This is a genomic window from Pseudarthrobacter sp. TE3704, from assembly GCF_056279405.1.
Genome location: NZ_JBWCCJ010000009.1, coordinates 122,003 through 148,890, shown reverse-complemented (window position 1 = coordinate 148,890; position 26,888 = coordinate 122,003). Strand labels below are relative to the sequence as shown.

The 26,888-nt window shown below is 65.2% G+C and carries 24 protein-coding genes and 2 riboswitches; of the genes, 12 read left to right on the top strand and 12 right to left on the bottom strand.

The window, feature by feature from the left end; genetic code table 11:
- Positions 1 to 395 precede the first annotated feature (395 nt).
- Positions 396 to 1,631 carry an IS110 family RNA-guided transposase gene (locus ACZ9BC_RS20660; RefSeq protein ID WP_476247570.1) on the top strand — a complete coding sequence of 412 codons (1,236 nt, stop codon included), beginning with the start codon at positions 396 to 398 and terminating at the stop codon, positions 1,629 to 1,631.
- A gap of 85 nt (positions 1,632 to 1,716) precedes the next feature.
- Here ACZ9BC_RS20660 and ACZ9BC_RS20655 read toward each other — a convergent pair whose 3' ends face one another.
- Both ACZ9BC_RS20655 and ACZ9BC_RS20650 read right to left on the bottom strand, forming a co-directional pair.
- Positions 1,717 to 2,556 carry a siderophore-interacting protein gene (locus tag ACZ9BC_RS20655; protein ID WP_476247564.1) on the bottom strand — a complete coding sequence of 280 codons (840 nt, stop codon included), beginning with the start codon at positions 2,554 to 2,556 and terminating at the stop codon, positions 1,717 to 1,719.
- A gap of 14 nt (positions 2,557 to 2,570) precedes the next feature.
- Positions 2,571 to 3,341, bottom strand: a complete 771-nt coding sequence (locus ACZ9BC_RS20650) for a uracil-DNA glycosylase (RefSeq protein WP_476247563.1) — start codon at positions 3,339 to 3,341, stop codon at positions 2,571 to 2,573.
- A gap of 139 nt (positions 3,342 to 3,480) precedes the next feature.
- On the opposite strand from ACZ9BC_RS20650, the gene ACZ9BC_RS20645 reads away from it, so the two are divergent.
- The 5 genes from ACZ9BC_RS20645 (at position 3,481) to groL (ending at position 8,090) form a co-directional block, all read left to right on the top strand.
- The gene (locus ACZ9BC_RS20645) at positions 3,481 to 3,822 is read left to right on the top strand and encodes a DUF3263 domain-containing protein (RefSeq protein ID WP_476247562.1); all 342 of its coding nucleotides are present in this window, start codon (positions 3,481 to 3,483) and stop codon (positions 3,820 to 3,822) included.
- A gap of 47 nt (positions 3,823 to 3,869) precedes the next feature.
- Complete coding sequence (locus ACZ9BC_RS20640; protein ID WP_476247561.1) at positions 3,870 to 4,529, top strand: LytR C-terminal domain-containing protein; 660 nt, start codon at positions 3,870 to 3,872, stop codon at positions 4,527 to 4,529.
- Between the two features lie 169 nt (positions 4,530 to 4,698).
- The gene (locus ACZ9BC_RS20635) at positions 4,699 to 4,905 is read left to right on the top strand and encodes a cold-shock protein (RefSeq protein ID WP_476247560.1); all 207 of its coding nucleotides are present in this window, start codon (positions 4,699 to 4,701) and stop codon (positions 4,903 to 4,905) included.
- Positions 4,902 to 6,173 carry an ABC transporter substrate-binding protein gene (locus ACZ9BC_RS20630; protein ID WP_476247559.1) on the top strand — a complete coding sequence of 424 codons (1,272 nt, stop codon included), beginning with the start codon at positions 4,902 to 4,904 and terminating at the stop codon, positions 6,171 to 6,173. Before ACZ9BC_RS20635 ends, ACZ9BC_RS20630 begins: the two co-directional genes overlap by 4 nt.
- Before the next feature lie 288 nt (positions 6,174 to 6,461).
- Complete coding sequence (gene groL / locus ACZ9BC_RS20625; RefSeq protein ID WP_079597850.1) at positions 6,462 to 8,090, top strand: chaperonin GroEL; 1,629 nt, start codon at positions 6,462 to 6,464, stop codon at positions 8,088 to 8,090.
- Between the two features lie 164 nt (positions 8,091 to 8,254).
- Here groL and ACZ9BC_RS20620 read toward each other — a convergent pair whose 3' ends face one another.
- Positions 8,255 to 9,574, bottom strand: coding sequence for an ABC transporter substrate-binding protein (locus ACZ9BC_RS20620; RefSeq protein ID WP_476247558.1), 1,320 nt, complete (start codon positions 9,572 to 9,574; stop codon positions 8,255 to 8,257).
- A 252-nt stretch (positions 9,575 to 9,826) separates the two neighbouring features.
- On the opposite strand from ACZ9BC_RS20620, the gene ACZ9BC_RS20615 reads away from it, so the two are divergent.
- A complete protein-coding gene (locus tag ACZ9BC_RS20615) occupies positions 9,827 to 10,879 on the top strand; it encodes an RNase H family protein (RefSeq protein ID WP_476247557.1) in 1,053 nt (350 codons plus the stop codon).
- Between the two features lie 108 nt (positions 10,880 to 10,987).
- Here ACZ9BC_RS20615 and ACZ9BC_RS20610 read toward each other — a convergent pair whose 3' ends face one another.
- From ACZ9BC_RS20610 to ACZ9BC_RS20575, 8 genes are all read right to left on the bottom strand, one after another.
- Complete coding sequence (locus ACZ9BC_RS20610; protein ID WP_079597847.1) at positions 10,988 to 11,275, bottom strand: WXG100 family type VII secretion target; 288 nt, start codon at positions 11,273 to 11,275, stop codon at positions 10,988 to 10,990.
- A 108-nt stretch (positions 11,276 to 11,383) separates the two neighbouring features.
- Complete coding sequence (locus ACZ9BC_RS20605; protein WP_476247556.1) at positions 11,384 to 12,862, bottom strand: sensor histidine kinase; 1,479 nt, start codon at positions 12,860 to 12,862, stop codon at positions 11,384 to 11,386.
- Between the two features lie 2 nt (positions 12,863 to 12,864).
- The gene (locus ACZ9BC_RS20600) at positions 12,865 to 13,575 is read right to left on the bottom strand and encodes a response regulator transcription factor (protein WP_079597846.1); all 711 of its coding nucleotides are present in this window, start codon (positions 13,573 to 13,575) and stop codon (positions 12,865 to 12,867) included.
- Between the two features lie 185 nt (positions 13,576 to 13,760).
- A complete protein-coding gene (locus ACZ9BC_RS20595; protein ID WP_476247555.1) occupies positions 13,761 to 15,728 on the bottom strand; it encodes an MSCRAMM family protein in 1,968 nt (655 codons plus the stop codon).
- A gap of 450 nt (positions 15,729 to 16,178) precedes the next feature.
- The gene (locus tag ACZ9BC_RS20590) at positions 16,179 to 16,679 is read right to left on the bottom strand and encodes a DUF427 domain-containing protein (protein ID WP_476247554.1); all 501 of its coding nucleotides are present in this window, start codon (positions 16,677 to 16,679) and stop codon (positions 16,179 to 16,181) included.
- Between the two features lie 50 nt (positions 16,680 to 16,729).
- Positions 16,730 to 18,376: a DNA repair helicase XPB gene (locus ACZ9BC_RS20585; protein ID WP_476247553.1), complete on the bottom strand. Its 1,647-nt coding sequence runs from the start codon at positions 18,374 to 18,376 to the stop codon at positions 16,730 to 16,732.
- A 13-nt stretch (positions 18,377 to 18,389) separates the two neighbouring features.
- Positions 18,390 to 20,888 carry a helicase-associated domain-containing protein gene (locus tag ACZ9BC_RS20580; RefSeq protein ID WP_476247552.1) on the bottom strand — a complete coding sequence of 833 codons (2,499 nt, stop codon included), beginning with the start codon at positions 20,886 to 20,888 and terminating at the stop codon, positions 18,390 to 18,392.
- A 10-nt stretch (positions 20,889 to 20,898) separates the two neighbouring features.
- The gene (locus ACZ9BC_RS20575) at positions 20,899 to 21,132 is read right to left on the bottom strand and encodes a hypothetical protein (RefSeq protein WP_079597841.1); all 234 of its coding nucleotides are present in this window, start codon (positions 21,130 to 21,132) and stop codon (positions 20,899 to 20,901) included.
- A gap of 207 nt (positions 21,133 to 21,339) precedes the next feature.
- Here ACZ9BC_RS20575 and ACZ9BC_RS20570 point away from each other — a divergent pair, with 207 nt between their 5' ends.
- Both ACZ9BC_RS20570 and ACZ9BC_RS20565 read left to right on the top strand, forming a co-directional pair.
- Positions 21,340 to 21,723, top strand: a complete 384-nt coding sequence (locus ACZ9BC_RS20570; RefSeq protein ID WP_476247551.1) for a cold-shock protein — start codon at positions 21,340 to 21,342, stop codon at positions 21,721 to 21,723.
- Positions 21,724 to 21,729: 6 nt separating this feature from the next.
- Positions 21,730 to 22,401 (top strand): DUF3027 domain-containing protein, encoded by a 672-nt coding sequence (locus ACZ9BC_RS20565; protein ID WP_476247550.1) that lies wholly within the window; start codon positions 21,730 to 21,732, stop codon positions 22,399 to 22,401.
- Positions 22,402 to 22,508: 107 nt separating this feature from the next.
- On the opposite strand, the gene serC is transcribed toward ACZ9BC_RS20565, so the two are convergent.
- Complete coding sequence (serC, locus tag ACZ9BC_RS20560) at positions 22,509 to 23,639, bottom strand: phosphoserine transaminase (RefSeq protein WP_476247549.1); 1,131 nt, start codon at positions 23,637 to 23,639, stop codon at positions 22,509 to 22,511.
- A 282-nt stretch (positions 23,640 to 23,921) separates the two neighbouring features.
- Here serC and ACZ9BC_RS20555 point away from each other — a divergent pair, with 282 nt between their 5' ends.
- The 3 genes from ACZ9BC_RS20555 to ACZ9BC_RS20545 all read left to right on the top strand — a co-directional run bounded on the left by ACZ9BC_RS20555 (position 23,922) and on the right by ACZ9BC_RS20545 (position 26,871).
- Positions 23,922 to 24,617 (top strand): iron-dependent transcriptional repressor DtxR, encoded by a 696-nt coding sequence (locus ACZ9BC_RS20555; protein ID WP_476247548.1) that lies wholly within the window; start codon positions 23,922 to 23,924, stop codon positions 24,615 to 24,617.
- Positions 24,618 to 24,764: 147 nt separating this feature from the next.
- Positions 24,765 to 24,977: riboswitch (cyclic di-AMP (ydaO/yuaA leader) on the top strand.
- A gap of 10 nt (positions 24,978 to 24,987) precedes the next feature.
- Positions 24,988 to 25,806, top strand: a complete 819-nt coding sequence (locus ACZ9BC_RS20550; protein ID WP_476247569.1) for a M23 family metallopeptidase — start codon at positions 24,988 to 24,990, stop codon at positions 25,804 to 25,806.
- 136 nt (positions 25,807 to 25,942) lie between these two features.
- Positions 25,943 to 26,114: riboswitch (cyclic di-AMP (ydaO/yuaA leader) on the top strand.
- A gap of 70 nt (positions 26,115 to 26,184) precedes the next feature.
- Positions 26,185 to 26,871, top strand: a complete 687-nt coding sequence (locus ACZ9BC_RS20545; RefSeq protein ID WP_476247547.1) for a C40 family peptidase — start codon at positions 26,185 to 26,187, stop codon at positions 26,869 to 26,871.
- The last annotated feature ends 17 nt before the right edge of the window (positions 26,872 to 26,888 follow it).

Here is a 26,888-nt window from a genome sequence, read left to right as displayed (position 1 = left end):
CCAAAAACAACGCCATCAAAAAACTCAACAGCCTCGGCTTCGACGTCACCATCACACCAGCCACCGCAGCCTAACCCACCCTACTTTCGTATTAGCTCCCCAGACCCGCTGCCGCGTCCCTCCATGGAAGGGGAAAATGGTGCGTTCCTCACCTTTCTGCAGTGCTTGACCCTTTCGGGCGTATGCTGCCGGGCCGATACTGGGAGCGTGTTCCGGATGCGTCCCTGGTTTTCCTATGGTGCCTGCGAGCCCGCGTATTAGCTTGGTGGCGGAGGGCCCTTGTCCGCGGGGACCGTGGACTGTTGCCTTTGAGCACGAACGTTAGATTTCTGCCTTTCATGCCCTCTCGTCCGGAACACGTTCGAACGATCCGATCGCGGCAGGAAGGCCGAATCATGGATGTCCTCTACGAACGATGCGCCGGTCTTGATGTCTCCAAGCGCGACGCGAAAGCCTGCGTGCGTGTCGCTACCGGCGGGAAGATCACACAAACGACCACGACGTGGACCTCGATGACCAACCAGGTGCACGAACTGGCCCAATACCTCCTCACAGAACGGGTCGGCCTGATCGTGATCGAAGCCACCGGCGACTATTGGCGCCAGTTCTACTTCATCCTTGAAGAAGCCGGGCTCAACGTGCAACTGGTCAATGCCCGCGATGCCAGAAACCTGCCAGGACGCAAGACCGACGTCTCTGATGCCGCCTGGCTGGCCCAACTCGGCGCCCACGGACTGGTAAGAAGCTGTTTCGTTCCGCCAGCCGATATCCGCCGGATCCGTGATCTGACCCGTGCCCGAACAGCGATCACTGATGAACGATCCCGGGAGATCCAGCGGTTGGAGAAGATGCTGGAGGGCTCAGGCATCAAACTCTCCTCAGTCGCAACCGACATCACCGGGGCTTCCGGCCGGGCCATGCTGGAGGCGCTGATCCGCGGTGAAGACGATCCGGAAACGCTCGCCTCACTGGCCAAGGCAAGGATGCGCACCAAGATCCCCCAACTAATCGAGGCACTCACCGGACGATTTAACGACCACCACGCCTTCATGGCTAAGCTCTTTCTGGACCGAATCGATGCCCAAACCGCAGACCTGGAACGCGTCGAAGCCAGACTGGAAGCCCTCATGACGCCTTTCGCTCCGGCCCGGGAACTGCTCTCGGGCATCCCAGGCATCAGCAACCGGATCGCCGAGGTCATCATCGCCGAAACAGGAGCCGACATGGCCGTTTTCGCCACCTCCGGGCACCTGGTCTCCTGGGCCGGCACCGCCCCCGGGGCCAACGAATCCGCTGGAAAGGCCAAACCCACCGGCACAAGACCCGGCAACCGTTACCTCAAACGTGCCCTAGGCACCGCCGCACTATCGGTCTCCCGCTCCCAAAGCACCTACCTCGGGGCGAAATACCGGCGCATCAAATCACGGCGCGGTCCGATGAAAGCACTTGTCGCCATCCAACACTCGATGCTCACGACCATCTGGCACATGCTCACCAACGGCGAAATCTACACCGATCCCGGACCGGACTACTTCATCCGCCAACGGCCCGCTCAAACACAGATCCGCGCCATCCACCAACTGGAAGCCCTCGGCTATACCGTCACCCTCGAACCCCGGCCAGCAGTCTAAAAGCAAAGCAAACAGACTTCATTTTCACGTTAGGCATACCTCGCGGCGCTGTCGCACCGCCGCGGCCAGTCCCGCGGCGGGCGCGTCAGATCTGCCCGACCGGCAGTTTCTTTTCGGCCTGGAAGGCGTCCTCCACCCGGCCCTGCGCCCAGTAGCCGGACAGCGACACCTGCCGGCGTTCCAGGCCGCGCTGCGTAAAGAAGACGTCCCGCAGTGCCTTCATGTAGCCGCGCTCACCGTGGGCGAAAACGTCAACCGTTCCTTCGGGCCATTCGGCATCCGCTACGGCCTTGACCAGCAGGTCACTGGAACCTGCCGGGACGCCGTTGCGTGCCAGCCAGGTGATCTGCACTCCGGCGGGGGCGGCAATCAGCTGGAGGTCGGCGTCGGAATCCACCTCCAGGAACGCCAGACCGGTGGCCTCCGGCGGCAGGGCTTCCAAGGACGCCGCGATGGCCGGAAGTGCCGCCTCGTCGCCGGCAAACAGGTACCAGTCGGCGTCGGGGTCGGGGTTGTAGGCGCCGCCCGGGCCGGTGAAGGTCAGCGCGTCGCCTGGCTGGGCCTTGGCCGCCCAAGGGCCTGCCAGCCCTTCATCGCCGTGGACCACAAAGTCGATGGCCAGTTCGCGGGCCGCCGGATCAACCCAACGGAGGGTGTAGGTGCGGGTATAGGGCCACTGTTCGCGCGGCATGGTCTCCCGGATGGTCCACAGGTCCAGGGGCGTGGGGTACTCCACTCCGGGCTGCGGAAAAACGATCTTGACGTACCGGTCCACGAAGCCGTTGTTGACGAAGTCACCGAAGCCTTCCCCACCTGCCACGATCCGGACCATGTGCGGAGAAAGCTCTTCCCTGCGCACTACTTCGAGGTTGATCTGCGGACGGGTCTTCTTGCTGGCGCTGGTTGCTGCGGGAACAATGCTCATAAGGCAAGCCTAAGCTAAGGGGCTGGCGGCAGTTCCCAGGTTACGTCAAGGGCGCCCTGATCCCGCAACAGTTGGTTCACCCGGCTGAAGGGGCGGGAGCCGAAGAAGCCGCGGGAAGCGGACAGCGGGCTCGGATGGGCGCTGGACACAATGGGTGTGCCGCCCAGGAGCGGGCGGACCGACTCGGCTTCCTTCCCCCACAGCAACGCAACCAGGGGCACGGGTGACCCGTCCGGAGAGCGGCGGCCGGCAACAGCGGCGACGGCCGCCGTCGTAATTTTCTCCCAGCCTTTGCCGCGGTGGGAACCTGCCGACCCGGCGCGCACCGTCATCACCCGGTTCAGCAGCAGCACCCCCTGCTCCGCCCACGCGGACAGGTCGCCGTGGACACGCGCCGGAATGCCGAGGTCATCCTCCAGCTCCCTGTAGATGTTGGCCAGGCTGCGGGGGATGGGCCGCGTGCGCTTGTCCACGGAAAAAGAAAGGCCCACGGCGTGGCCCGGCGTCGGGTAGGGATCCTGCCCCACCACCAGGACTTTCACGCCCGCCAGGGGCTGGCGGAAGGCGCGCAGGACGTTCGACGGCGACGGCAGGACCTGGTGCCCCGCCGCGACTTCTGCGGCCAGGAAGGACAGGACCTGCCGAAGGTCGCCTTCCACGCCGGCCAGCGCGTCAGCCCAGTCGGGCGCCACGAGGTCTGCCAGCGGGCGGTGTGCAAGCCCGGCAAAACCGATGGCGTCGGCGGGTTCACGCTCCAGTTCGAACAAGGCGTCTGATTCAAACATCGTCCCATTCTTGCAGGGGAACGCCGCCGGGATGGTTGTCGCGTTGCCTCCTTGCCCGGCTCCGGCGCAAATGACAACGCTGTTATTCGTCCGTAGCATGGGGGTAAGACATTTGACCCTACCAGCGGAGGAGTGTGCCGTGGCGGAACCGGCCCGGGAACACATGCCCGGACGTATGCCGGAGCAGGAGCCGCGGAACCAGCTCCTGGCCGATTTCACCCTTCGGGACTCGCCGCTGGGTGAGCGCGAGCAGCAGATGCTTGCCCTGGAGCGGCAGTGGTGGAAGTACGCCGGGGCCAAGGAACAGGCCATCCGGGAGCTCTTCGACCTCTCCGCGACGCACTATTACCAGCTGCTGAACGCGCTGATCGACAGCGATGATGCACTGGCGCACGATCCCATGCTGGTCAAGAGATTGCGTAGACTACGTACGTCTCGCCACCGTGCACGCACCGCACGGCGCCTGGGGTCCGACGCCTAGGACGCCCCACGCCCTTCAGCAGCAATCACCAAGGATGCCATTCCACCATGACCAAATACGCCCGCGATGAATTCGACAAGGTCCCCGAGAACGCGTCGCGCCAAGGTGTCCACCGCACGGCTTCCGCCCCGGCCCGGGTGCGGCTGTGGCCCATCCTGGCGGTGGGTCTCGTGGCCCTGGCCATTGGCGTGGTGTCCTTCCTGATCCTTCCCAAGATGGGCTTCGGCGGTACCGGCAGCCAGGCGTCAAGCCTGGCCGCCAGTCCGCTGGCAGACACCGGCGCAACGGACCCCGCCGCCCAGGAAAGCCCGGCAGAGCCCTCCGCCAACGCAACACCCTCCGCCGAAGCTGTGCCGTCCGCCTCGATCGAGCCCTCGCCCAGCGCCGAGGCGGAACCTGAGCCCGCTCCCTCGGCCGATGCACCGGTCTTCCTGGACAGGACCCAGCCGGTAGCCGTCTACAACGCGGCCGGGACGGCCGGGCTGGCAAGCCGCGTGGGCGGTACCGTCCAAGCGGACGGCTGGACGCTGGGACAGGTGGGCAACTGGACCGGCGCGCCGCAGCAGGGCTCCACCATCTTCTACTCCGGTGCCGGCCAGCTGGCCAACGCCCAGGCGCTGGCCGAACTGCTGGGAGTGCCCACCCTCGTGAACAGCACAGAGTTCCAAGTGCCGCTGGCTGTGGTGCTGGGTCCGGGCTACCGGTAGGGCATTTTCTGTGGCACCGGTCACGCATCAGTAACGTTTGCCGCCCCTGCTCCACGCTGACTGCGGCGCCGGCCCGGCATTGGCTAGAGTAAATTTCAGGCTTCGTTCCGGGGCCAGGCAGCAGACAGCGGCGCGGCTTCCCCGGTCTCAACGGAAAGAGTTGATCATCATGGCACTGGGAACCGTCAAGTGGTTCAATCCGGAGAAGGGCTACGGCTTCATTACCGTCGACGGGTCCGGGGACGACATTTTTGTCCACTGGTCCGCCATCCAGGGTGAGGGCTACCGTGCACTCGACGAGGGCCAGCGGGTGGAGCTCGAAGTCGGCGAAGGCGAGAAAGGCCCCCAGGCCGAAAGCGTCCGGCCAGCCGAGTGAAGCCCCTGTTCCGCCCCGCCGCCCGGATCCGTCCGGCGCTTGCCCTCTCCCTGTGCGCCCTCCTGGCCGCGACGGCGTGTTCCGGCGTGACCGGCAATGCGCGCGTCGAAGCAGCGGAGGCGTCCGGGGATGGCATCCTGCGCGTGGGTCTGGTCCTGGACAACACCGGTGACAGCAGCTTCCTCAACGCACCCCAGCTGGCAGCGGCCAGGCTCGCAGTCAAGGACATCAACGACGCAGGCGGCCACAAGGGCCGGCCCGTGGAGCTCCTCCCCGTCGCCACGGACCAGGACGCGGCAGCCCAGGCGCACGCCCTGGTAGCCGGCAAGGCCGACGTGGTGATCGGGCCCACCGATTCCAGCAACGCCGAAGCAACCATCGACGTCCTGTCCAGGGCACGCACGCCGCTGATCTCACCGGCCAACACTGCGGCGGGCCTCACCGGCACCGACTCCGGCGGCTACTACTTCCGGACAGCGGCCGCGGATGTGGCCCAGGCTCCCGTCCTGGTCAAACTCGCCAAGGACGCCGGGGCCGCCACCGTCACCGTGCTGTACCAGGAGGGCTCCTACGGCAAGGACGTTTCAACGGCTGTTTCCGACGCAGCCGAGCAGTCCGGACTCAACGTCGCGGCGACGGAGGGGTTCACGCCGGGGGAGGCCGGCGGAGCCGCCGATGAGGCAGCGGAAGCCGCATCCGATGCGGTGATCCTGATTGCACGCGAGGGTGCGCAGGGCGCGTTGGCAGAACTGAACGATGCCGGAGTGGCCGGGGACCGCATCATCATCAGCGACGGCGCCTTCGCCCGGTACGGGTCCACGCTGGGCGCCAGGTCCCTCGACGGCGCGCGCGCGGTGGTTCCGGGACAACTTCCCTCCGCGGCATTCCAGGAGCGGCTGCTGGCCGTCGACGGGAAACTGAAGGACGTATCGTTCGCGGCCGAGACGTACGACGCCGTTACCCTTGCCGCCCTGGCCGCCGCCAGGGCGGAGGACGATGCAGGCCGCTCCGTCACGGCGAACCTGATAAGCGTATCCGGGGGAGTGGCCGGGGCGGAGGCCCCCGCAGCTGCTGCGTGTGCCTCCTACAAAGAATGCCTGGCCGGACTGGCATCGGGCAGCGTCATAAATTACGACGGCGAATCCGGCCCGGTCGCGTTTGACGCCAACGGAGACATCACCACGGCCAACTTCATGGTGTTTACATACGGGGCCGACAACATTCCCGCGCCCAGCGGCCGGGAGACAGCGGGCCGCGCCGCGAGCTGATCGCCCTCGGCGAATACCAGGGCGGACTGCCGGTTGGGGGCCTCTTTCGCTTGCACTCTCACGTGGGGAGTGCTAATTATTGAGTTAGCACTCTGACGTACCGACTGCTAAAGCAAGGCCTGGTTCCGCCGGGCGGCGCACGGCAGCGGTCGAGGAGCGAAGAAACACCTAACTGGAGTGAGATCCCCACCCGGAGGCGTACAGAGGCCGTCGGCAAAGGATCGTCCGTCGCGGGCACTGCAGCGAAGGTTCAATCTTAACGACTGTCCCGAAAGGACTACTGCCGTTATGGCCAAGATCATTGCATTTGATGAAGAGGCACGCCGCGGCCTTGAGCGGGGCCTGAACACCCTCGCCGACGCCGTTAAGGTCACCCTCGGCCCGCGTGGACGCAACGTCGTCCTCGAAAAGAAGTGGGGCGCCCCCACGATCACCAACGATGGTGTTTCCATCGCCAAGGAGATCGAGCTGGACGATCCCTACGAGAAGATCGGCGCCGAGCTGGTCAAGGAAGTTGCCAAGAAGACGGATGACGTCGCAGGCGACGGCACCACCACGGCTACCGTGCTGGCACAGGCCCTGGTCAAGGAAGGCCTGCGCAACGTTGCTGCCGGCGCCGACCCGCTGTCCCTCAAGCGCGGCATCGAGAAGGCCGTTGAGGCCGTCACCGCCGAGCTGCTGAACTCCGCCAAGGAAATCGAAACCAAGGAAGAGATCGCCGCTACCGCCTCGATCTCCGCCGGTGACGACGAAATCGGTGCCCTCATTGCCGAAGCCCTGGACAAGGTTGGCAAGGAAGGTGTCATCACGGTCGAGGAATCCAACACCTTCGGCCTGGAGCTGGAACTCACCGAAGGCATGCGCTTCGACAAGGGCTACATCTCCGCCTACTTCGTCACGGACGCAGAGCGCCAGGAAACGGTCCTCGAGGACCCGTACATCCTGATCGTCAACTCCAAGATCTCCAACGTCAAGGAACTGGTTGCTGTCCTGGAAAAGGTCATGCAGTCCAACAAGCCGCTGCTGATCATCGCCGAGGACATCGAGGGCGAGGCCCTGGCCACCCTGATCGTCAACAAGATCCGCGGCACCTTCAAGTCCGTGGCCGTCAAGGCCCCCGGCTTCGGTGACCGCCGCAAGGCACAGCTCGCCGACATCGCCGTCCTCACCGGCGGCCAGGTCATTTCCGAGGAAGTCGGCCTGAAGCTGGAGAACGCCGGCCTCGAACTCCTGGGCAAGGCACGCAAGGTTGTTGTCACCAAGGACGAGACCACCATCGTCGAGGGTGCGGGCGACGCCGACCAGATCGCCGGCCGCGTTTCCCAGATCCGCGCCGAGATCGAGAACTCCGACTCCGACTACGACCGCGAGAAGCTGCAGGAGCGCCTGGCCAAGCTGGCCGGCGGCGTTGCAGTCATCAAGGCCGGTGCCGCTACGGAGGTTGAGCTCAAGGAGCGCAAGCACCGCATCGAGGACGCAGTGCGCAACGCAAAGGCCGCTGTTGAAGAAGGCATCGTCGCCGGTGGCGGCGTGGCCCTCATCCAGGCCGGCGCCAAGGCATTCGCCAACCTGCAGCTGTCCGGCGACGAAGCAACCGGTGCCAACATCGTCCGTGTTGCCATCGACGCTCCGCTGAAGCAGATCGCCTTCAACGCCGGCCTTGAGCCGGGCGTCGTTGTTGACAAGGTCCGCGGCTTGCCCGCAGGACACGGCCTGAACGCAGCCACCGGCGAATACGTCGACCTGCTGGCTGCCGGCGTCAACGATCCCGTCAAGGTGACCCGCTCTGCCCTGCAGAACGCGGCCTCCATTGCTGGCCTGTTCCTCACCACCGAGGCAGTTGTGGCCGACAAGCCCGAGAAGAACGCCGCTCCCGTCGGCGGCGGCGACGACATGGGCGGCATGGGCGGCTTCTAGCCTTCCTGCCGGGACCTGTCCCGCTGATACGACAAATGCGGCCCCCTCTGCGGAGGGGGCCGCATTTGTCTTTTATGCGGTCAGCGGTTGCCGTGCCATGTGGTGGTCCGGTACTGCGTGGTGGTCCGGTACTGGCCTGGTGGTGCGGCCCGGCCGTGCCTTTGCTACTTCCTGGCGCTGGACAGCATCCCCTCGACTTCCTTCTTGAAGGCCTCCGCGGCCGCCTGCGGGGTGAGGCGGTCGTACAGCACTTCGTCCGTGTAGCGCTTGATCACGTTTTGCACACTGCCGGCGCCTACCGGCGGAACCGGCGGTGCTTCCTGGATGTCAGGTGCAATGCCCTTGAGGAAGGACACGACGGTGGTGTCCGCAGGCTTCAGCGCAGCAGTAATGCTGTCAACGATCTCCGGGTTGGTGGGCACGCCGCGGTCCGTCATCAGGATGCCGCCGGCCTCCGGGCTGTTGGTGAGGTAGTTGATGAAGGTGGCAGCCTCTTCGGGGTGCTTTGAGCGCGACGAGGCGGACCAGAACATGGTGGGCTTGTAGTACATGCCGTTCTTCGCGGCCGAGCCGTCCACACTCGGTGCGCGGAGCATCTTGATGCTGCTGCCAGTAGTGGCTTCCAGCGAGCCGAGCTGGTTGGTCCACCACCAGGCCATGCCCACGCGGTTGGTTCCGAACAGGCTTTCCTCCAGCCCGGCCCCCGAGTCCTCCGTGGCCACCGTTGCCGGCGGGCTGGCCTTCGAGTCCCGCTGCTCCTTCAGCCGCTCCCAGAAGGACGCCGCCGTCGCGGTATCAAAGTCCAGCTTGCCGTCGCTGGAGTACAGGTCCTCGCCGTGCTGCCGCAGCCAGATGATCAAGTCAGCTTCGTTGCTGCCGTAGGCGGCGCCGTAGTTCTTTCCGTCACCGGCAGCGCTGATCTTCGACGCCGTGTCCATGAAGTCGTCCCAGGTCCAGGTTGTGTCATCCGGGATAGGTACGTTCGCTGCCTCGAACACCTTGGTGTTGGCCATGATGACGTAGGCGTTCTGGCCCGTGCTGAGCCCGTACTGCGCGCCGTCGTACTGCCCTGAAGCCAGGGCCTCCTTGTCCAGCTTGGAGGTGTCGATGCCGTCCTGCTTGGACAGATCCAGCAGCGCCCCGCGGCCACCGTACTCGGCGATGTACTTCTGGTCCATCTGGATCACGTCCGGCGCGTCGTTGGCGGCCGTTTTCGTGGCCAGCTTGTCCCAGTAGCCGCCCCATTCGCCGGGCTCGGATTCGATGTTGATGTTGGGGTGTTCCGCCTCGAAGGCCGCGATGACCTTTTCGGTCTGCGCGTTGAGGTACTCGTTGCCCCACCAGGCGAACCGCAGGGTGACCTGCTCGTTGCCGCCCGACCCTCCGGTTCCGCCGGAGGCGCCACAGCCTGTAGCGAGGATGGAGAGGGCCAGGGCCGCTGCGCCGAGCTGGAACTTGCGCCGGCTTACAGTCCGAATCGTCATTGATGTGCCTTCCTGGTACCGCCTCCCGGCAGATCCGGCATCCCTGCCGCCACTGCTCGAGAAAGCGTTTTCTCGTTTTCAATAAATGCGATTGTTCCCTGATCCATTCCTGCCGTCAAGGACTTTTGGTAACCGCTTTCCCGGTTCTTGGACGCAGGCGAGGGCAGGACTGGCCCGGGCACCTCCCGCGGGGCTGCGGGAGATCCGTCAGCAAAGGCCCGCATTGTGGTTCCGGTCTGGCAGGATGGACCGGTGACGATTACTGCAGCGGCTGACGGTTCGGCCTTGGGAAACCCGGGCCCGGCCGGCTGGGCCTGGTATGTGAATGATGATTGCTGGCGCGCCGGCGGGTGGCCCCACGGGACCAACAACCAGGGCGAACTGATGGCTGTCCTGGACCTGTTCCGGGCCACCGCCCACCTCCCGCAGGAGGACTTGCGTATCCTGTGCGACAGCCAGTACGTCATCAACTCGATCACCAAGTGGATGCCGGGGTGGAAGCGCAAGGGTTGGCGCAAGGCTGACGGGAAGCCGGTCCTGAATGTGGAGCTCCTGAAGGAACTGGACCGGGAGCTTGCCGGCCGGAAGTACACCTTCGAGTGGGTCAAGGGGCACGCCGGCCATGAACTGAACGAAGCAGCGGACGAGCGCGCCCGGGCTGCGGCTACCGCATACCAGCAGGGCGTTGCCGCGCGGTCCGGCCCCGGGTTTCCAGGCTCCCACCTGATCGCGGCAGGTCATGATGCACGTGGAGTGCCCGCGTCTGCCGCCGCTGCTGTAACACAGCGGGCGGCGGAAATGCCCCAGGCAACAGCCGCCAGGGCAACAACCCCTGGAACAGGCACCCGGGCAACCACCACCCGCACCGCAGACATCCCGCCCGCCGCTGGCCCGGACGAGCTTGACCTGTTCAGCGAGCTCGAAACCGACCCCTTCGACGTCGCGGACGCGCAGAAGCAGGCCCCGTCGCCTGAAGCCCTGGTGGAGGAGCTGGAGCGCGAACTCCTGGGGCCGCTGGTGCGCGGCGACATCGGGCGGACAGCTGTTCTGCTGCACCCCGACTTCATGGAGATCGGCAGCTCAGGGCGGGTCTGGACGCGTGACGCCATGATGATGGCACTGGAAGAGGATCCCGGGGAACGGACAGACATTGAAATTCTGGGGGTGGACCGCATCGGCACGGGTGCCGTCCTGCTGACATACCGGAGCTTTGCCCGGTCCGGCACCACCCTCCGCAGCTCCCTGTGGGTCCTTGACGGCAACCGGTGGCGGCTGAGGTTCCACCAGGGAACACCCGAAGCGTAGCCGGGCCGCGCTCCGGCCCGGGCAGTGCCGCAACTGTCCACGCCGCCACTGTCCTGCACCGCCACTGTCCTGTGCCGCCGCTGTGGATGGTGCGGGCCCGGCAACCCCTTAGCTGAAGCGTTGCGTGTTGCCCTGCTCCGCCTGCACGTAGGTTGCGGCGGCCGATGCCAGCGCCGCGTTGATGGAAGCCAAAGATGCCTCCACCCTGCCCTGGGTGAGGGTCCACTCGGCAATCAAAGCCTGGAAGGTGGTGGCTGCTGAACCCCGCCAGGAGCCCTGCAGCTCGTCCAGGCCGTACTTCATGGCCTGGACATCGGCGCTGATCCTGTCCACTGTTGCCTGAACGTTCGCGGACTTCAGCTGAAGCAGTTCGGTATCGACGGAAATGATGCTCATGGCAGTGCCTTTCGCTGAGATGGGCAGCGGTGCGCTTCCCTGCCCGGCTGTTCCGGGCTGCTGCAACGAGCCTATGGATGCGCCTGTTGCCCCTGCCACGGGCGGAGGCTATATGTGGATAACCTCGCCGTCACTGCCTTGGGCGTCCGCCCGCTCCGGCGGGTCGCCGCGGTAGGGGAGGCTGACCACCAGGGTGGCGCCGCCGCCGTCGGTGGTTTCCACCCGCACGGAACCACCGTGGGATCCCACGATCGCAGCCACAATGGCCAGGCCCAGTCCGCTGCCGCCCGTTTCCCGGGTCCGGGAGGTGTCTGCCCGGTAGAAACGCTCAAAGACCTTGGACGCATCCTCGTCGGAAATGCCCGGCCCGTGGTCGCGTACTTCGATGATGGAGCGGGCTTCCCCGTCCACGGTCCGCACCCCCACCGCAAGTTCAATGGGCGAGCCCTCGGGGGTGTAACGCAAGGCATTGCCCACGAGGTTGCCCACCACCTGCCGGAGCTTGGCTTCGTCGCCCAGCACCGGGGCCGGAGTGGCAGTCCCGCCGTCGAGCCCGGTCAACGAAATCACTCTCGAACGGGCGCCGGCCTTGGTGTCCACCACAGCATCGTGGGCAACCAGCTGCAGGTCCACGGGCTTCTGCTGGAGCGGGCGCTGCTCATCAAGCCGGGCCAGAAGCAACAGATCCTCCACCATGGACCCCATGCGCTTGGCTTCGCTTTCGATCCGGCCCATGGCGGTTGCCACATCCTCGTCCGTGGTCAATGCCCCGTGGCGGTACAGCTCGGAGAACCCGCGGATGGTCACCAGCGGCGTGCGCAGTTCGTGAGAAGCATCGGCGGCGAAACGGCGCATCCTTGCCTCGGAAGCGGTGCGCGCCGCGAAGGCGGTTTCGATGTGGGCGAGCATGGCGTTCAACGAACTGCTGAGCCGGCCGAGCTCGGTAGCCGGATTTTCCACCTCCACACGCCGGGACAAGTCGCCGGCAGCAATGGCGGCCGCCGTTTTCTCCACCCGCGCCAGGGGCCGGAAGGACCGGGAGACAGTCCAGCTCGCAATCAACGAGGCCAACAGGAGCGTGAGCAGGCCCACCCCGATGACCACCAGCGTGGCGTGCTTGAGGACGTCGTCCACGCTTTGGAGCGGCAGCCCAATAACCACGACGGCGGGACGGTTGTTAGCGAGGACCCTTACGGCAACCACCCGCCAGTTCTCGCCGTCCGTGCCCCTTACCTGGTAAGGCAAACCGCCACGCAACTGGGCCTGCTCCACCGACATGGAGCTGATATCGGGACCGCCCCCGTCAGTGTCCCGGCTGAGTGGGAAAGGCTCCTGATCGGGAACAAAAAGCGTCAGCGAGTAATCGGTGGGAACCATCGGGTTGGGCGCCTGCAGCTGGGTGAAGGAACCCTGTTCTTCGGCGAGGTGCACGGCGGCATTCAGCTTGTCATCGACCTGTCCCTGCAGGAAGCTGTGCAGCAGCGCAAGGGTGCCCGCGCCGGTCACCGTCAGCGCCACGATCAGCAGGGCCATGATCATGGCCACCAGCTGCGTCCTGAGGGAGGACGACTTCCACCGCTCCAGCAAGGTCAGCGCTTTTCTGCCGTCCGCAGCACGTAGCCCACGCCGCGCTTGGTCTGGATGAGCGCCGGGGCCTCGGGGTCGATGTCCACCTTGCGGCGCAGGTAGGAAATATAGGACTCCACGATCGAGGCATCGCCGTTGAAGTCGTACTCCCACACGTGGTCCAGGATCTGGGACTTGGACAGCACACGGTTCGGGTTCAGCATGAGGTAGCGGAGCAGTTTGAACTCGGTGGGGGAGAGCTCGATGACTGTGCCGCCGCGGCGGACCTCGTGCGCATCGTCGTCGAGTTCCAGGTCGCCGACGCGGATGACGGCGTCGTCGTCGAGCAGGGGCTGGGTGCGCCGCAGGACAGCGCGGATCCGCGCCACCACTTCGTCGAGGCTGAAGGGTTTGGTGACATAGTCGTCCCCGCCCACCGTGAGGCCGGTGACCTTGTCCTCGGTGTCATCCTTGGCGGTCAGGAACAGCACCGGGAAGTGCTTGCCCGATGCGCGGAGCTTGCGGGTGACGGTGAACCCGTCCATGTCCGGAAGCATGACGTCCAGCACGGCCAGGTCGGGGGTGTGCGTATCCGCAGCCGCCAGGGCATCCCGGCCGTTGGCCGCCGAAACCACCTCGAACCCTGCGAACCGCAGCGAGGTGGACAGCAGCTCGCGGATGTTGGGTTCGTCGTCGACAACGAGGAGCTTCGCTTCTGGGCCGTTCTTGTTCATGCTCCCATCATGCTCCCAGTCTCTGGGAGTTGTCTGGATGCAGGATGAATGTTTTATGGACGCCAACGGACAGGCGACGTACCACGCACAAGGCAGGGTCCGCGGCCAGTACGCCGCGGACCCTGCCTGTCAGTACTCCATTCGTGATGGGTCGAGCCCGGGGCTTGACCCATCGTCACAACGCTCTATTGAGGGATGTTCACATTCGAATCGTGATTACCGTAGCTCTTGTCGCCATAGGTGGCTCCACCCAAGGCACACAGCTGAGCGGAGGTCAGCCCCGATGGGGACGTACCCAGGGAGGCCTTGTCCTCACCGTCCACGGTCACTGTGCTTGAGTACAACGAGTTGTCGGCTTCCTTGCAGACCAGCACGATGATCTTGAAGTCTCGGGGATCTACGAACGTGAGGGACACAGTTCCGCCGGCGCCCACAGTCGCAAGTTGAGCAGCTGCGGTGTCATGCCCTGCAGGACTCGTCGTTTCAACCACCCAGTAACTGCCCTGGACAACGTTCAGGAAGGAGCAGGTGCCCGCGTCCGTCGTCGTGCAGGTGAATGCCGTTGCCGCGTCTTCGGCGCCAGGCCCTGTACCACCGGTAGGTGCGGCATCGGCGTACAGCGTGAAGACAGCACCGGCGAGCGGAACGCCGGGAGTGTCGTCATCGGTCTTCAATACATTGATGCGTCCCCTCTGGCTGTTCGTGAACGTGCACTTGACCGTCTCACCGGCCGCTGCAACGAACGTGGCCGTCCGTGTTGCCACATTGCCGGTGCTGTTGGAGTCGTCGCAAGCGATTCCTGTGAGGTCGAACCCCGGCGCCGGGTCGGTTTCCGTCGCCGTGTACGTGCCGGGCAGGATGCCTGCTGCTGTTAACGTTTGACCGTCGCTGATGGATCCGTTCAGCCCGGCAACATCACTCGTAAAGGCGAACGTTCCTGCCGTTCCGTCAGGAACTGTCTGCTTCTCCACGATGATGGTTGCGCGGGCGGTGTTGGTGTAAGTGCAGTCGACGGTGCCCTGGAAGCCGAGCGTGATGTTGATGGTTGCGCTGGTGCCTGATTGTGCCGCAGAGGTCCCCGTGCCCGTCACCGTACAACTGATACTCGTCAGGTCCCACCCTGCAGGAAGGCTGTTTTCGGTGATGGTGTAGGAACCGGGCCGGAGGGCCGAGCCGTAGTCGCGAAGGCCGCCGTTGCTGAGGGTGAAGGTGGCGGGAGTTAAACCGCCGGTAGTGGTGTAACCGAAAGTTCCATCGCCGCCCACTGTAGCCTTACGGATCTTGATGGAGCCGCACTTGGAGAAGTTGAGCGGCACAGGGGCGATGAAGTCCTTCAGCGCTGCGGTGAAAGAGTCTGAGGAACGGCTCTTCAGATACGCACCGCTGAACGTTTCGCAGGTATTTGCAGGAATGATGTTGGAATCAGTCAGGTTGATGGCTGCTTCGCCGAAAGTGCGCACGCTGAGGCTGCGGGGAGCGTCAGGGTTGATCGGATCTACCACCGCTTCCGTGTTGATGGACGCTTCGAAGTTCCCGTCGAGGGGTTGGACTTTGCCCCAGCAAGGAACAGTATTCGACGCTTCACAAACTGAAGCCGGGGCGCCCGTAGTCGTCCACAGATGGTAGCCGAGCACGGGAGTAACGCCGCCCTGGGCAAGATCATACTTAATCAGGACATCACCGTCACTGCGGACAGGGGTGACGCCATTGGCGGAAACAGCGGCGGACTTATTGAACTCGAAGTCCATGTTGGTGGTGCCGTTGGGCTCCTGGACCCGCTCCCAGGCCAAGTAGGCGTAGTCCTTGCCGTTGGCTTCGGTCTTCAGTTTCGAATAGAAGCGCGTCAAATCGCTCTTGTTGTTTGGGACCTGGCCTGAGACGACAGTCGGTACAGGGGTGTCTTCCTTGGTTCCCTGTCCGAACGAGTTGTCCTGTTGGCCTGTGGGCAGGTCCAGGCCGCAACCAACAATTGTGCCGGTGCAGCTGACCGCCGCATTGGCCCAGTCGTCCTCAACGCCATTCACCAACAGGTTGCCGTCACCGGCGTCGAAGGGGCTACCGGGCAGGTTTGCCTGTGCCGATGTAACGCCGGAAAGGATTAAAGCCAGACAGGCGATTCCTGCACCCCAACGGGCGCGCGTAATGTTTTTCATGGGTGTGTGCTCACTTCAGAGTGGCGAATGATGTTTCGGAACAGGCAGATGACCTGCGCCGGCGAAATCCCCAGCATCTCCCCAATATTTGATCGGCCGTGGCCCGCGCAGAGGGGCCCGGCCGGACTACTCCTGTCGTCGCTTCGTCGCGTAACGGAGTCGGTTGGGCAGCACGAAGCCAGCGGTCATTGCTGGTTGTGGGCCGGGGCAAAGGAAGGTCGATCTGCGCATGTGAAGCCGTGTTCTACGAAACGGACCAGGCCGTCAGCCAAGCCCTCAGGTCCCGATCTGAGTTCGGGACCTGTTCCCTACATGTAACCCAGCGCTCTGACCGTACTGCCGGGAAAGTGCACGAACAATGTCGTCATCAACTCTTTGCGGTTTCCCGCAGTCTGCGCCTTTTCCCAAGGCGTTATGCTGCACGGACACGGCAGGTAGGAGTCCGCGGGTTCACCAGCCCATGGTCCCCGGCTCTCCCTTGAACGGACCCACCACCCGGTCTGTGATCCAGCCGCCGTAGAAGCCGCCGGCCTGCGGACGCACGCGCTCGCCGTCCACCTCGCAGGAGTCCATCCTGCCGGGGTAGACCGCCACACGGTTTGCCAGGTCCCCGTATCCCGCGACGGGCTCGGGGTAGAACCAGGCCGCCCTTTCCGCTACCGCGCTGCCGCCCCGGACAGTGAGGTAGCGGGCTGAACCTTTGAACTCGCAGAAGCTGCTTCCGGGCGCAGGCTCCAGGGCTCCCGGGATGAACGCGGAACGGGGCACGTAGTAGACGGGAGGATGGCTAGTCTCAAGGACACGGAGGGAATCCGTGGTGTCCAGGATCAGTTCCCCGCCGAGAATGATCCTGATCCGTTCCCGGCTCGGCTCGACGCGCGGCGGACGGGGGTAGTCCCAGACCGACTCCTGGCCTGGCAACGGAATGACCGGACGTATTTTCGGACGCATGCCTCCCAGTGTGCACCCATGGAGTGGCCGATGGGGCCTGCGGTGCGCGCTTAGCCGGGCTGGCCCACGTCCTTGGCATCCATGATCCGGTACGCGTAGCCCTGCTCGGCCAGGAAACGCTGGCGCTTCGCGGCGAAGTCCTGGTCCAGGGTGTCCCTGGCCACCAGGGAGTAGAAGCGGGCCGCCCGCCCGTCCTTCTTGGGCCGTAGCAGCCTGCCCAGCCGCTGCGCCTCCTCCTGCCGTGATCCAAACGAACCGGACACCTGGATGGCAACCGAGGCCTCCGGCAGGTCGATGGAAAAGTTGGCAACCTTGGACACCACCAGTGTCTGGATCTCGCCTGCCCGGAAAGCATCGAAGAGCTTCTGGCGCACCTTCACCGATGTGTCACCTTTGATCACCGGCGCCTGCAGCCGTGCGCCGAGGTCGTCCAGCTGGTCGATGTACTGCCCGATCACCAGCAGCTGTTCACCGGCATGCCTGGCCACGAGCTCTTCCACCACCAGGGTCTTGGATTCGGAGGTGGAACACAGCCTGTACTTGTCCGCGTCCTCGGCCATGGCGTAGGCAACCCGTTCGTCCTTCGGCAGGTCCACCCGGACCTCCACGCAGTCGGCCGGGGCAATGTACCCCTGGGATTCGATGTCCTTCCAGGGCGCATCATAGCGCTTGGGTCCGATCAGGCTGAACACCTCGCCCTCCCGGCCGTCCTCCCTGACCAGGGTGGCGGTGAGCCCCAGCCGGCGCCGGGCCTGCAGGTCCGCTGTCATACGGAAAATCGGCGCCGGCAGGAGATGGACTTCGTCGTAGATGATCAGGCCCCAGTCGTGGCCGTCCACCAGCTCCAGGTGCGGATACAACCCGCCGCGCTTGGTGGTGAGGACCTGGTACGTGGCGATGGTCACGGGACGGACTTCCTTCACTGCCCCCGAATACTCGCCGATTTCGTCGTCCGTCAGGGTGGTGCGCTTCAGCAGTTCGTCCTTCCACTGCCGGGCAGCCACGGTGTTCGTGACCAGGATCAGGGTAGTGGTTGATCCGGTGGCCATCGCCGCTGCCCCCACCAGCGTTTTGCCGGCCCCGCAGGGAAGCACCACCACGCCGCTGCCGCCTGCCCAGAAATTCTCGCTGGCCAGCTGCTGGTAGGGCCTCAGCTTCCACCCGTCCTCGTTCAGGGCGATCAGGTGCGGGGTGCCGTCCACGTAGCCCGCCAGGTCCTCTGCGGGCCAGCCGATCTTGAGCAGGAGCTGCTTGAGCTGCCCGCGCTGGGAGGCGTGCACCACCACGGTTTCCCCGTCGATCCGGGGCCCCAGCAGGGGCTGGATCTTCTTGGCCCGGATCACTTCCTCCAGGACCGGATAGTCGTCCGTCCGCATGACCAGACCGTGCTGGGGGTCCTTTTCCAGGCGCAGCCGGCCGTACCGCGACATCGTCTCCTCGACGTCGATCAGCAGCGAATGCGGCACCGGGAACCGCGAGTACTTCAACAGCGTGTCGAGGACCCTCTCGGCGTCGAGGCCGGCGGCGCGGGCATTCCAAAGTCCCAGCGGCGTCAGCCGGTAGCTGTGCATGTGTTCGGGGGCCCGTTCCAGCTCGGCGAAGGGCGCAATGGCGTGCCGCGCCTCGGTGGCCAGCTCATGGTCCACCTCCAGGAGGATGGTTTTATCGCTCTGGACAATCAGGGGTCCGTCGTTCACGCGGGGGAGTCCTTCACTGGTGCAGTTCTTCTGCAGCCTCAATGTCGATAATGCGGTGGATGGACAGGACACGTTCCGTTTCCTTCGCGGGGTCGAACACCCGCACGCGTCCGCCGCTCACCGATAAGGGAACAACGATTTCCAGGTTGGCATTCCCCAGGCTGTCCACCACGTTCATGCTGATCCGCTGCTTCAGCCTGATGGCACGCTGCAGGGCCTCAAGCCCCAGCTGGGTGGCCGCCTCGCCTGAGTGGTCCCCTGACGGGGCATGGCCACCGTGGCCATGGTGGCCGACGGCGGGAGCGGCGTGCCGCAGCACGGCCAGTTGGGCGTCCACGTCCTCGGCTGCCGGCGCGGTCCGCGGTTCCGTGTAGACCGGCCGAAGGCTTTCCTGGGCGGCAGGAGTTCTGCGGAGCCGGACTGCGGGGTCTTCTGTTCCTTCGACCGTGGGGGAGAAGCCCAGGCTCCGCAGGACCTGGGCTGCCTCCCGTGGCGGGGCAGTGGATATCACGACAGTGGGCGCGATGCGGACCAGGCCCAGCCGGGCTGCTTTGGGCCCGGACAGGAGCTCGGCAAGGGCTGATTCGTCGTCGCTCTGGATGAAGCTGGCGGCCGCGCCTACCCGCAGCCTGCCGTGCCGCGACGCCGTGTCCTCCACGAGGTATTCAAGCGGCTGGGGAACGGAGGTGGCGGAGTGTTCCCGCAGGAAGTCCAACAGGCCGGCGGCGTCGTAGCCGGCGTCGAGGGCGCGCCGGATGGAGTTGTCCGAGAACCGGTAGATGGTGGCGGGGCCCTGGCCTTCGGCATCGGCCATCACCAGAAGCTTTTCGGTCAGTTCAGGGGCCAGGTAGCCCGGCGCGACGGCGGTCAGGTCGGCCTGCAGGAGTACGTGGTTCAGCGCGGCGGGCAGGTGCTCGCCCAGGATGTCGAGGGCGGCATCCGGCTGGTCTTCGGCGAAGGCGCTGCCCAGCTGGCTCAAGGCGCCGGATCCCATCAGGCCAAGCAGTTCGGCTTCGGCGAGGACGCCCCGGATCAATGAACTGAACCGCCGCGCCATGCGTGGCTGGGCCCACTCGGCACGCTGGAGGACCGCGGCGGCGTCGAGTACCGGCGCCGTGCCGTCCGGCGCTGCCGCTTCGGTGGTGAGCTGGTGCAGGATTTCCAGGATGCGTTTGCGGATCACGGGAGCGTCGGGGCGCTGGGGCTCGGCGGACAACGCCACGATGGTGCTGCCGGAGGCCGTGCGGTGCCCTCCAGCCCCCTGGGCACCGTTGACGGGCTGGCCTACCAGCGAGGGGACGCGTTCGCTGGCCAGCCAGGCGTTCACCAGCCACAGCCACTGTTCCTGGCGGGGCAGGACCAGCCACTCAAGCTGCGGGGGCTGGACCCAGGAGGAGGAATCCACATCCAGCCGGATCAGGCCCGCAAGCCCGCAGAGTTCCAGCAGCAGCCCCACGCGTGCCTGGTCCACCCGCAGCTCGTCGGCGAGCCGGCGCATCTCCCGGACCCCCACCCCGCCGCTGCGCAGCGTGGCCAGCGGCTGCTCCCGTACGGCATGCAGCAGCTCACCCACCAGCCGCAGGGTTTCCGAGATGGCACTCATCGCCGCGTTCCTGCGCAGCACGGCGGTAGTCCTGCCCAGTTCCGGGATGGGCGGCGATAGCGTGAAATCGTTGATGATCGCTCCGCCCCGCAGGGACACCCCTACGCTGTGCGGCAGTTCAACATGTGCAGCATCCAGCGGCACCAGCAGGCCGCGGGCCAGAAGCCAGTCAACGGGCCCGACGTCGGACCCCTCGGCGGTGATGGACGCCTTGCGTTGCGCCTGGGGCACGGCACCCATGGCCCAGTTGCGGAACCTGGCGAGCAACGCCGTCGTCCGCTCAGGGGCTCCGGCGAGGATTTCCTGCAGCGCCTCAGGGGAAGAGGTCCAGTGCTGGAGGGCGAGGGCTGCCTCCATGGGGGTAGTGGCGTCGTGGATGGCGACGCCGCTGCGGTGCAGTTCGGAGACCAGCTGGACCGCCCGCTGCGCGAACGCCGGCTGGAGGCGGACCAGCTCGGTGTAGCTCCTGCCCAGGCCTGCCGGGTAAAGGCCCACCACGTCCTTGAGGCAGCCCACCGGAAGGTAGAAGCGCTGCCTGGCGGCGGAGGACGGGGTTCCGTGCGGGGGCGATGCCCGGTGCACCAGGGCCAGTTCCTGCAGCGTTGCCAGGATCCGTTCAACCGCGGCGAGCGTGGCGCCGGAGATCATTTTCCTGAGCCCGGCCGCCGAGGCGCTGTGCTCAGTGTCCGTGTTGGTGCATAAATGGAGGGTTTCGAGGACCTGCATCTGCGGCCTGTTGAGCCGTTCGAGGGCCCGCTGCACGCTGACCCGTGCACTTGCCCGCGCGGCGAGGGCGGAGAAATCCGGAACGGTGGGGGAGATGAGGTCCGGCCGCGCGGCGAACAGCGCCCGCAACGAGTCATCGCTGCGTGCCTCAAGGTCCTTGCTGAGCGCGCGAATAAGGGACATCAGTCCAACGTTACCGCTGGTCAGGCTTTCCTGCCCGGCGGCGCCCGGCAACACTGTCCAGAACAAGGAAAAGCATGAGGAGGAACGCCACAGGCAAACCGTACAGTGCGGAATAGGTGACCCACGCCGGCGCCACCGAGCCGGCGAAGGCAAGGGCCATGACAGCTCCCACGGCGGCCAGGGAGAGCACGGCAATGACTGCGGCGACGATCATGATGGGCCGCCGGTATCGCGAGGGTGTCATGGACGTAACGCTACAGCCCCTGCGGCGGCGGGCGTGAACGGCGTTACCTGACGCCGTTGAAAGCAGGATTCGGGCACCGGGCAGGATAACCTTGAAAGATACAGACCAACACGGTTTGCAGCTGCCATACCTTGAACCCGCACAACACTGCGGATGCGGTGGCGGCCGGCCGTGTCTCACGACAGCAGAACGAAGAAGGTTGATTACGTGCCTACCGGCAAGGTCAAGTGGTATGACAAGGACAAGGGCTTCGGGTTCCTCGCAGGCGAGGACGGCCAGGAGGTTTTCCTGCCCAAATCGTCGCTGCCCGAGGGTGTAACGGATCTCAAGGCCGGCACCCGCGTAGAGTTCGGCGTTGCCGACGGCCGGAAAGGTGCGCAGGCCCTGGGGCTGCGTGTCCTGGACAAGACGCCGTCCATCGCCAAGGCCAAGCGGCCCAGCGCAAGGGACCTTGCTCCGCTGGTCCAGGACCTGGTGAGCGTGCTGGACAACCTCTCCGGCACCCTGTCCAAAGGCAAATACCCGGAAGGCAACAAGGGCAAGGCCATCGCGGCTGCCCTGCGTAAGGTTGCCGACGAGCTGGACGTTTAGGCACTGATGACTCCGGAAGCTGAACAGCCGGCGGCACAGGCGCAGGACCAGGCAGGTCCCACTCCGGGGGAGGCCGGGACCGCAGCCCCCGCCGGTGCGAAAAGCGTTGTAAAGCGCCCGCCGGCAGGTGTGCCTGTGTGGCGGACCGGAAGGCCTGATGCCTTCCTGGCTGCCGCCGTCGACACCGCCCGCGCGGCCCTGGAGGGCATCACCGCCGCCTCCGACATCGGGCCCCACCTGGCAGCCAAAAGCGAGGGCGACCGCCTGGTGACGCACCTGTTCGAGTCGAAGCTTGCCGGCTACGCAGGGTGGCAGTGGTACGCGGTTCTTACCCGCAACTCCCGTTCCAAAGTGGTTACCGTCAGCGAGCTGGGCCTGCTGCCGTCCGAGGATTCCATCCTGGCCCCGGAGTGGGTGCCGTGGGCGGAACGGGTCCGGCCGGAGGACGCCCAGGAACAGGAAGCCGAGACTTCGGAACAGGAGACAGCCCCGGCGGACGCCGCCGGGCCGGTTCCGGACGGGGTACCTGCAGGGCATGAGGGCGCCGGCCAGGACCTGCAAGCCCCGGACGTGGAGCCTAAGGATGTGGACGCCGCGGATCTGGAGGCAACGGACTCTGATCCGGCGGACACTGATTTTGGGGAGCAGTCTTCCGGGGACGACGCCGGCACGCAGTAAGTGCCGACGTCTCCCAACGGGGGACATGCAAAGCGGGGACACAATAACGGCGCCGCCCGGGCAGGACCCGGGCGGCGCCGTCGAACGTTAAAAGGCGTCCCTGCGGCCTACTTCCGCAGCTCGCCCACCACGTAGTCGATGCTGGCCAGCAATGCGGAAACATCAGCCGGCTCGATGGCAACGAATGTTGCGATGCGCAGCTGGTTGCGGCCAAGCTTCCGGTACGGCTCGGTGTCCACAATGCCGTTGGCGCGCAGGACCTTGGCCACCACGGCGGCGTCCACGGACTCGTCAAAGTCGATGGTGGCGATGACGTTGGAGCGTTCATCCGGGTTGGCGACGAACGGGGTGGCGAATTCCGAAGCCTCAGCCCATGAATAGATGCGGCCAGCAGAGTCCGCCGTGCGCTTGGCCGCGAATTCGAGGCCGCCGTTTGAGTTCAGCCACTGCACCTGGGCATCCAGGGTCACCAGGGTGGACAGCGACGGGGTGTTGTAAGTCTGGTTCAGGCGCGAGTTGTCGATGGCGGTCTGCAGGTCCAGGAAATCCGGGATCCAGCGATCGCTGGCCTTGATCCGGGCGGCGCGTTCCACGGCAGCGGGGGAGAACAGGCCAAGCCACAGTCCGCCGTCGGAGGCAAAGTTCTTTTGCGGTGCAAAGTAGTAGACGTCGCTCTCTGCAACTTCCACGTCCAGGCCGCCGGCAGCCGAGGTGGCGTCCACCAGCACCAGCGCGCCCTCATCGGCACCTGCCACCCGCTGCACGGGAGCGGAAACACCCGTGGAGGTTTCGTTCTGGGGCCAGGCGTAAACGTCCACGCCTGCTTCGGCCGTGGGCACGGGGCGGGTGCCCGGCTCGGACTTGATGATTGAGGAGGCGTCCAGGAAAGGAGCCTTGTTGGTTGCGGCCGCAAACTTGGACCCGAACTCACCGAAGGACAGGTGCTGGGCCTTCTTCTCCACGAGTCCGAAGCTGGCAATATCCCAGAATGCCGTGGAGCCGCCCACGCCCAGGACTACTTCATAACCTTCGGGTGCGCGGAAGAACTGGCTCAGGCCTTCGCGGACCGAGCCAACGAGGTTCTTGACCGGGGCCTGCCGGTGGGAGGTGCCCAGGATGTTCTTCGATGCCGCGGACAGCGCATCAATCTGCTCCTGCCTGACCTTGGAAGGTCCTGCGCCGAACCGCCCGTCCTGAGGCAGGAGGTCGGCGGGAATAGTGATGCTGGGTTCGCTCACAGGGGCTCCAATTTGGGCGTGGACGTGGCTTTGGTCCGAACGGGTGGATGGTCGCTGGCCGGCAGCCGGCAATGACTGCAACTGAGGCCTTTCCCATTCTGCCTGAACAGCTGTTTCGGCGGGAACCGGACCCGTCATAGTCCAGCCATTGAGACGTCCTGCGGGCAACCGCGAACTATTCGGACAAAGTCAAAATAGGCTAAGCTTGCCACCGGACTACGTCGCAGTGATAGGCGATACGGTGGGACAACGCAAGGTACTGCGCTCGAGGAGCTGAGCTGGATGACGGATCTGATCGACACTACGGAAATGTACCTTCGCACCATTTTGGAGCTTGAGGAAGAGAACATTATTGCCCTGCGGGCCCGTATTGCCGAGCGGCTCCGCCACTCGGGACCCACGGTCTCCCAGACCATCGGCAGGATGGAGCGGGACGGGCTGGTGGTGGTGTCCGGCGACCGGCACCTTGAGCTCACCGAAACCGGCCGTAAGCGCGCCACCGAAGTGATGCGAAAGCACCGGCTGGCCGAGAGGCTCCTGGCCGACGTCATCGGACTCGATTGGGCGTACGTGCACGACGAAGCCTGCCGCTGGGAACACGTCATGAGCGAACGGGTGGAGCGGCGCATCTACGAGATGCTTGACCACCCCACGGAGTCGCCCTACGGCAATCCCATCCCGGGACTCGCTGCCCTGGGCGGCCAGCCCCTGCCGGGCGGTTCCGACGGAGCCGTGAGCCTGCTGGAAGCGATGAAAACATACGGTCCTGCGTCGGCGGTAACCGTCAGCCGGCTGGCCGAACCCATCCAGGTGGAGCCCGAACTGCTGGTCCAGCTTGATGAGGGCGGCATCCGCCCCGGCGCCACCGTGTCGCTCGAACGGGTGGGGGACTACATCTCCGTGCGGGTACCCGGCATTGAAGGTGCGCTGGAGCTTCCACCGGAAGTGGCCGCCCACGTGTTTGTCACGGTCCGGTAGAGGATCCGCCCGGGCGCGATTACCCTATCGAATGGCATTTAGGCAAAGATAACGGAATTGTTACTTTGGGGTTTAAGCCTCTATAGTTGAACGCGAGCGTTGATACTAAAGCGTTACCTGATCCGGAGCCGAGCTCTGCCAGCGGACCAGGTGCACGAGCAATAACTGGCAGAGGCGGGGGAACCACAAGCGGCAGCGGGGGACTGCCTTGGGGTGAAGTCCGTCAGCAGCAAGCCTCTTCCAGCGAAGGAACCCTTTCCGGGGATATCTCTGTGCCGAAGCTTGCCTACGGCGGACCGGGTCTTTGAACTCTCTGACCCGAATCCGACAGCTAACTTCGCAGGCTTTCAGAGAGGAATCCTTCTTGTCCATGCAGACCTCCAGGGGGCGCCGCCGCGCGGCCAGCCCCGCTTCGACACCGCGTGTCGTCGAAGTCATCCACACGGAGCGCCCCCGCGATCTCCACCGTGATGCGCGCCGCCGTCGGGGTCCCTTCCAGCAGATCACCGAGTTTGCCTCCGCCAGCGGCATCGGCCAAAAAGCCGGTATTGCCCTTGCCGCCACCGGCCTGGTGCTGACCGTGACTGTTCCGGCCACCAGCCCTGTGATGGCCACCGACGGCGGAGGCACACCCGTCGCTGCCTCGGCAGTTACGCCCCAGCCGGCTGTCACCGCCGAGGCGGGAGCCCAGATTGACTTCAGCCGCTCGGCCGTTGTCACGCAGGCTGACCCGGACGGCAAGCTTAAGCAGCTCCTGAGTGCCCAGTCTGCCGGGGCCGTCTCGAGCGCCGCTTCTGCCGGGAGCCTTGGTGCCCCGCTCGCCACCATGTCCACTGCATCCCCCTTCGGCTACCGGGTCAGCCCCATCACCGGCGGCTCCGGCGACTTCCACCGCGGCCAGGATTATGTGGCACAGTGCGGCACCTCCGTCCTCGCTGCTGCCACCGGCACCGTGACATTTGTTGGCTGGCACCAGTACGGCGGTGGAAACCGCGTAGTGGTGGACCACGGCAACGGCCTGGAGACCACCTACAACCACCTGTCGTCCTTCAGCGTGACAGAAGGCCAGACGGTCTCCCGCGGCGACGTTGTCGCGCTGAGCGGGACCACCGGAGCCTCCACCGGCTGCCATCTCCACTTTGAGGTGCAGGTCAACGGCGAAGTTGTCGATCCCACCCGCTGGCTTTAGTCAAATGAGTGCAATCTCTCACATGGGTGTTACCAGCCGTGACCTGAATGTGACATTGCTGCAAAACTCCTGTACCGTCTAACTCGCGTCAACTTTTCCGAAGTTGACGCTCTTGAGTGGATTGCCTAGCTCTGCCACCGCTCAAGGTCCGTTCGCATTTCATCGTCTGGCAGGGGCGGGGGAACCAATTTTGGCCTTCTTCATGAAGGCCTTGGGGTTAAGTCGCAAAGCTTCCTTAGGAAGCCGCGCGGCCGGGTGACTCCCATCCGAATCCGACAGCTCACCTCGCAGGCATTGGGAGAGGCTACCTTCGTGTCTTCACGCCATAATTCTGCGCGCCACCGTGCACAAACGGTTCGTACCAACCCTTTGGATGCCATGTCCAAGGCTGTTAGTGCCAATGCCGGGACAGTAGGTCGCCAGGCAGCAGTTGTCGCAGCTGCTTCCGGTCTTGTTCTTGGTATGGGACTGCCTGCCACTGCAGCGGACACCACCGCTGGTATCTCCGCTTCCACCGAGTCGGGTTCCGCGCAGACCGCCCTTGCCGTCACCGCCGAGCCCACCGCAACCGTTTCCTTCGAACGCCCCGTGGTGACCACCATCGCTGCGCCGAAGATCGAGCCGGTCCGTGCCCAGTCCACCGACACCTCCACCGACGCCGACGAAGATTCAGCTTCGGCCATCACTGCATCCACCGCAGAAAAGGCATTGGCGGCGGCCAGCTCAGCAGCCACCTCCGGCCTCGCAGCCATCGCCTACACCGGCATCGGGAGCCCCTACGTCTGGGGCGGCACCACCCCCAACGGCTGGGACTGCTCAGGCTTCACCCAGTGGGTTTACGCCCAGGCCGGCATCAGCATCCCGCGCGTCAACGCCTGGACGGCCATGACGCCCACCTCCACCCCGCAGCCTGGCGACCTGGTCATGCAGAATGGCGGCGCACACGTGGGCATCTACGTCGGCAACGGCATGATGATCAGCGCCCTCAACCCTTCGCAGGGCACGCTGCTGCACTCTGTGGCCGCCACCGGAACCTCCTCGTTCTACACCCTGGCCGGCAAATAGTTCTTGGAGCTTCGGCC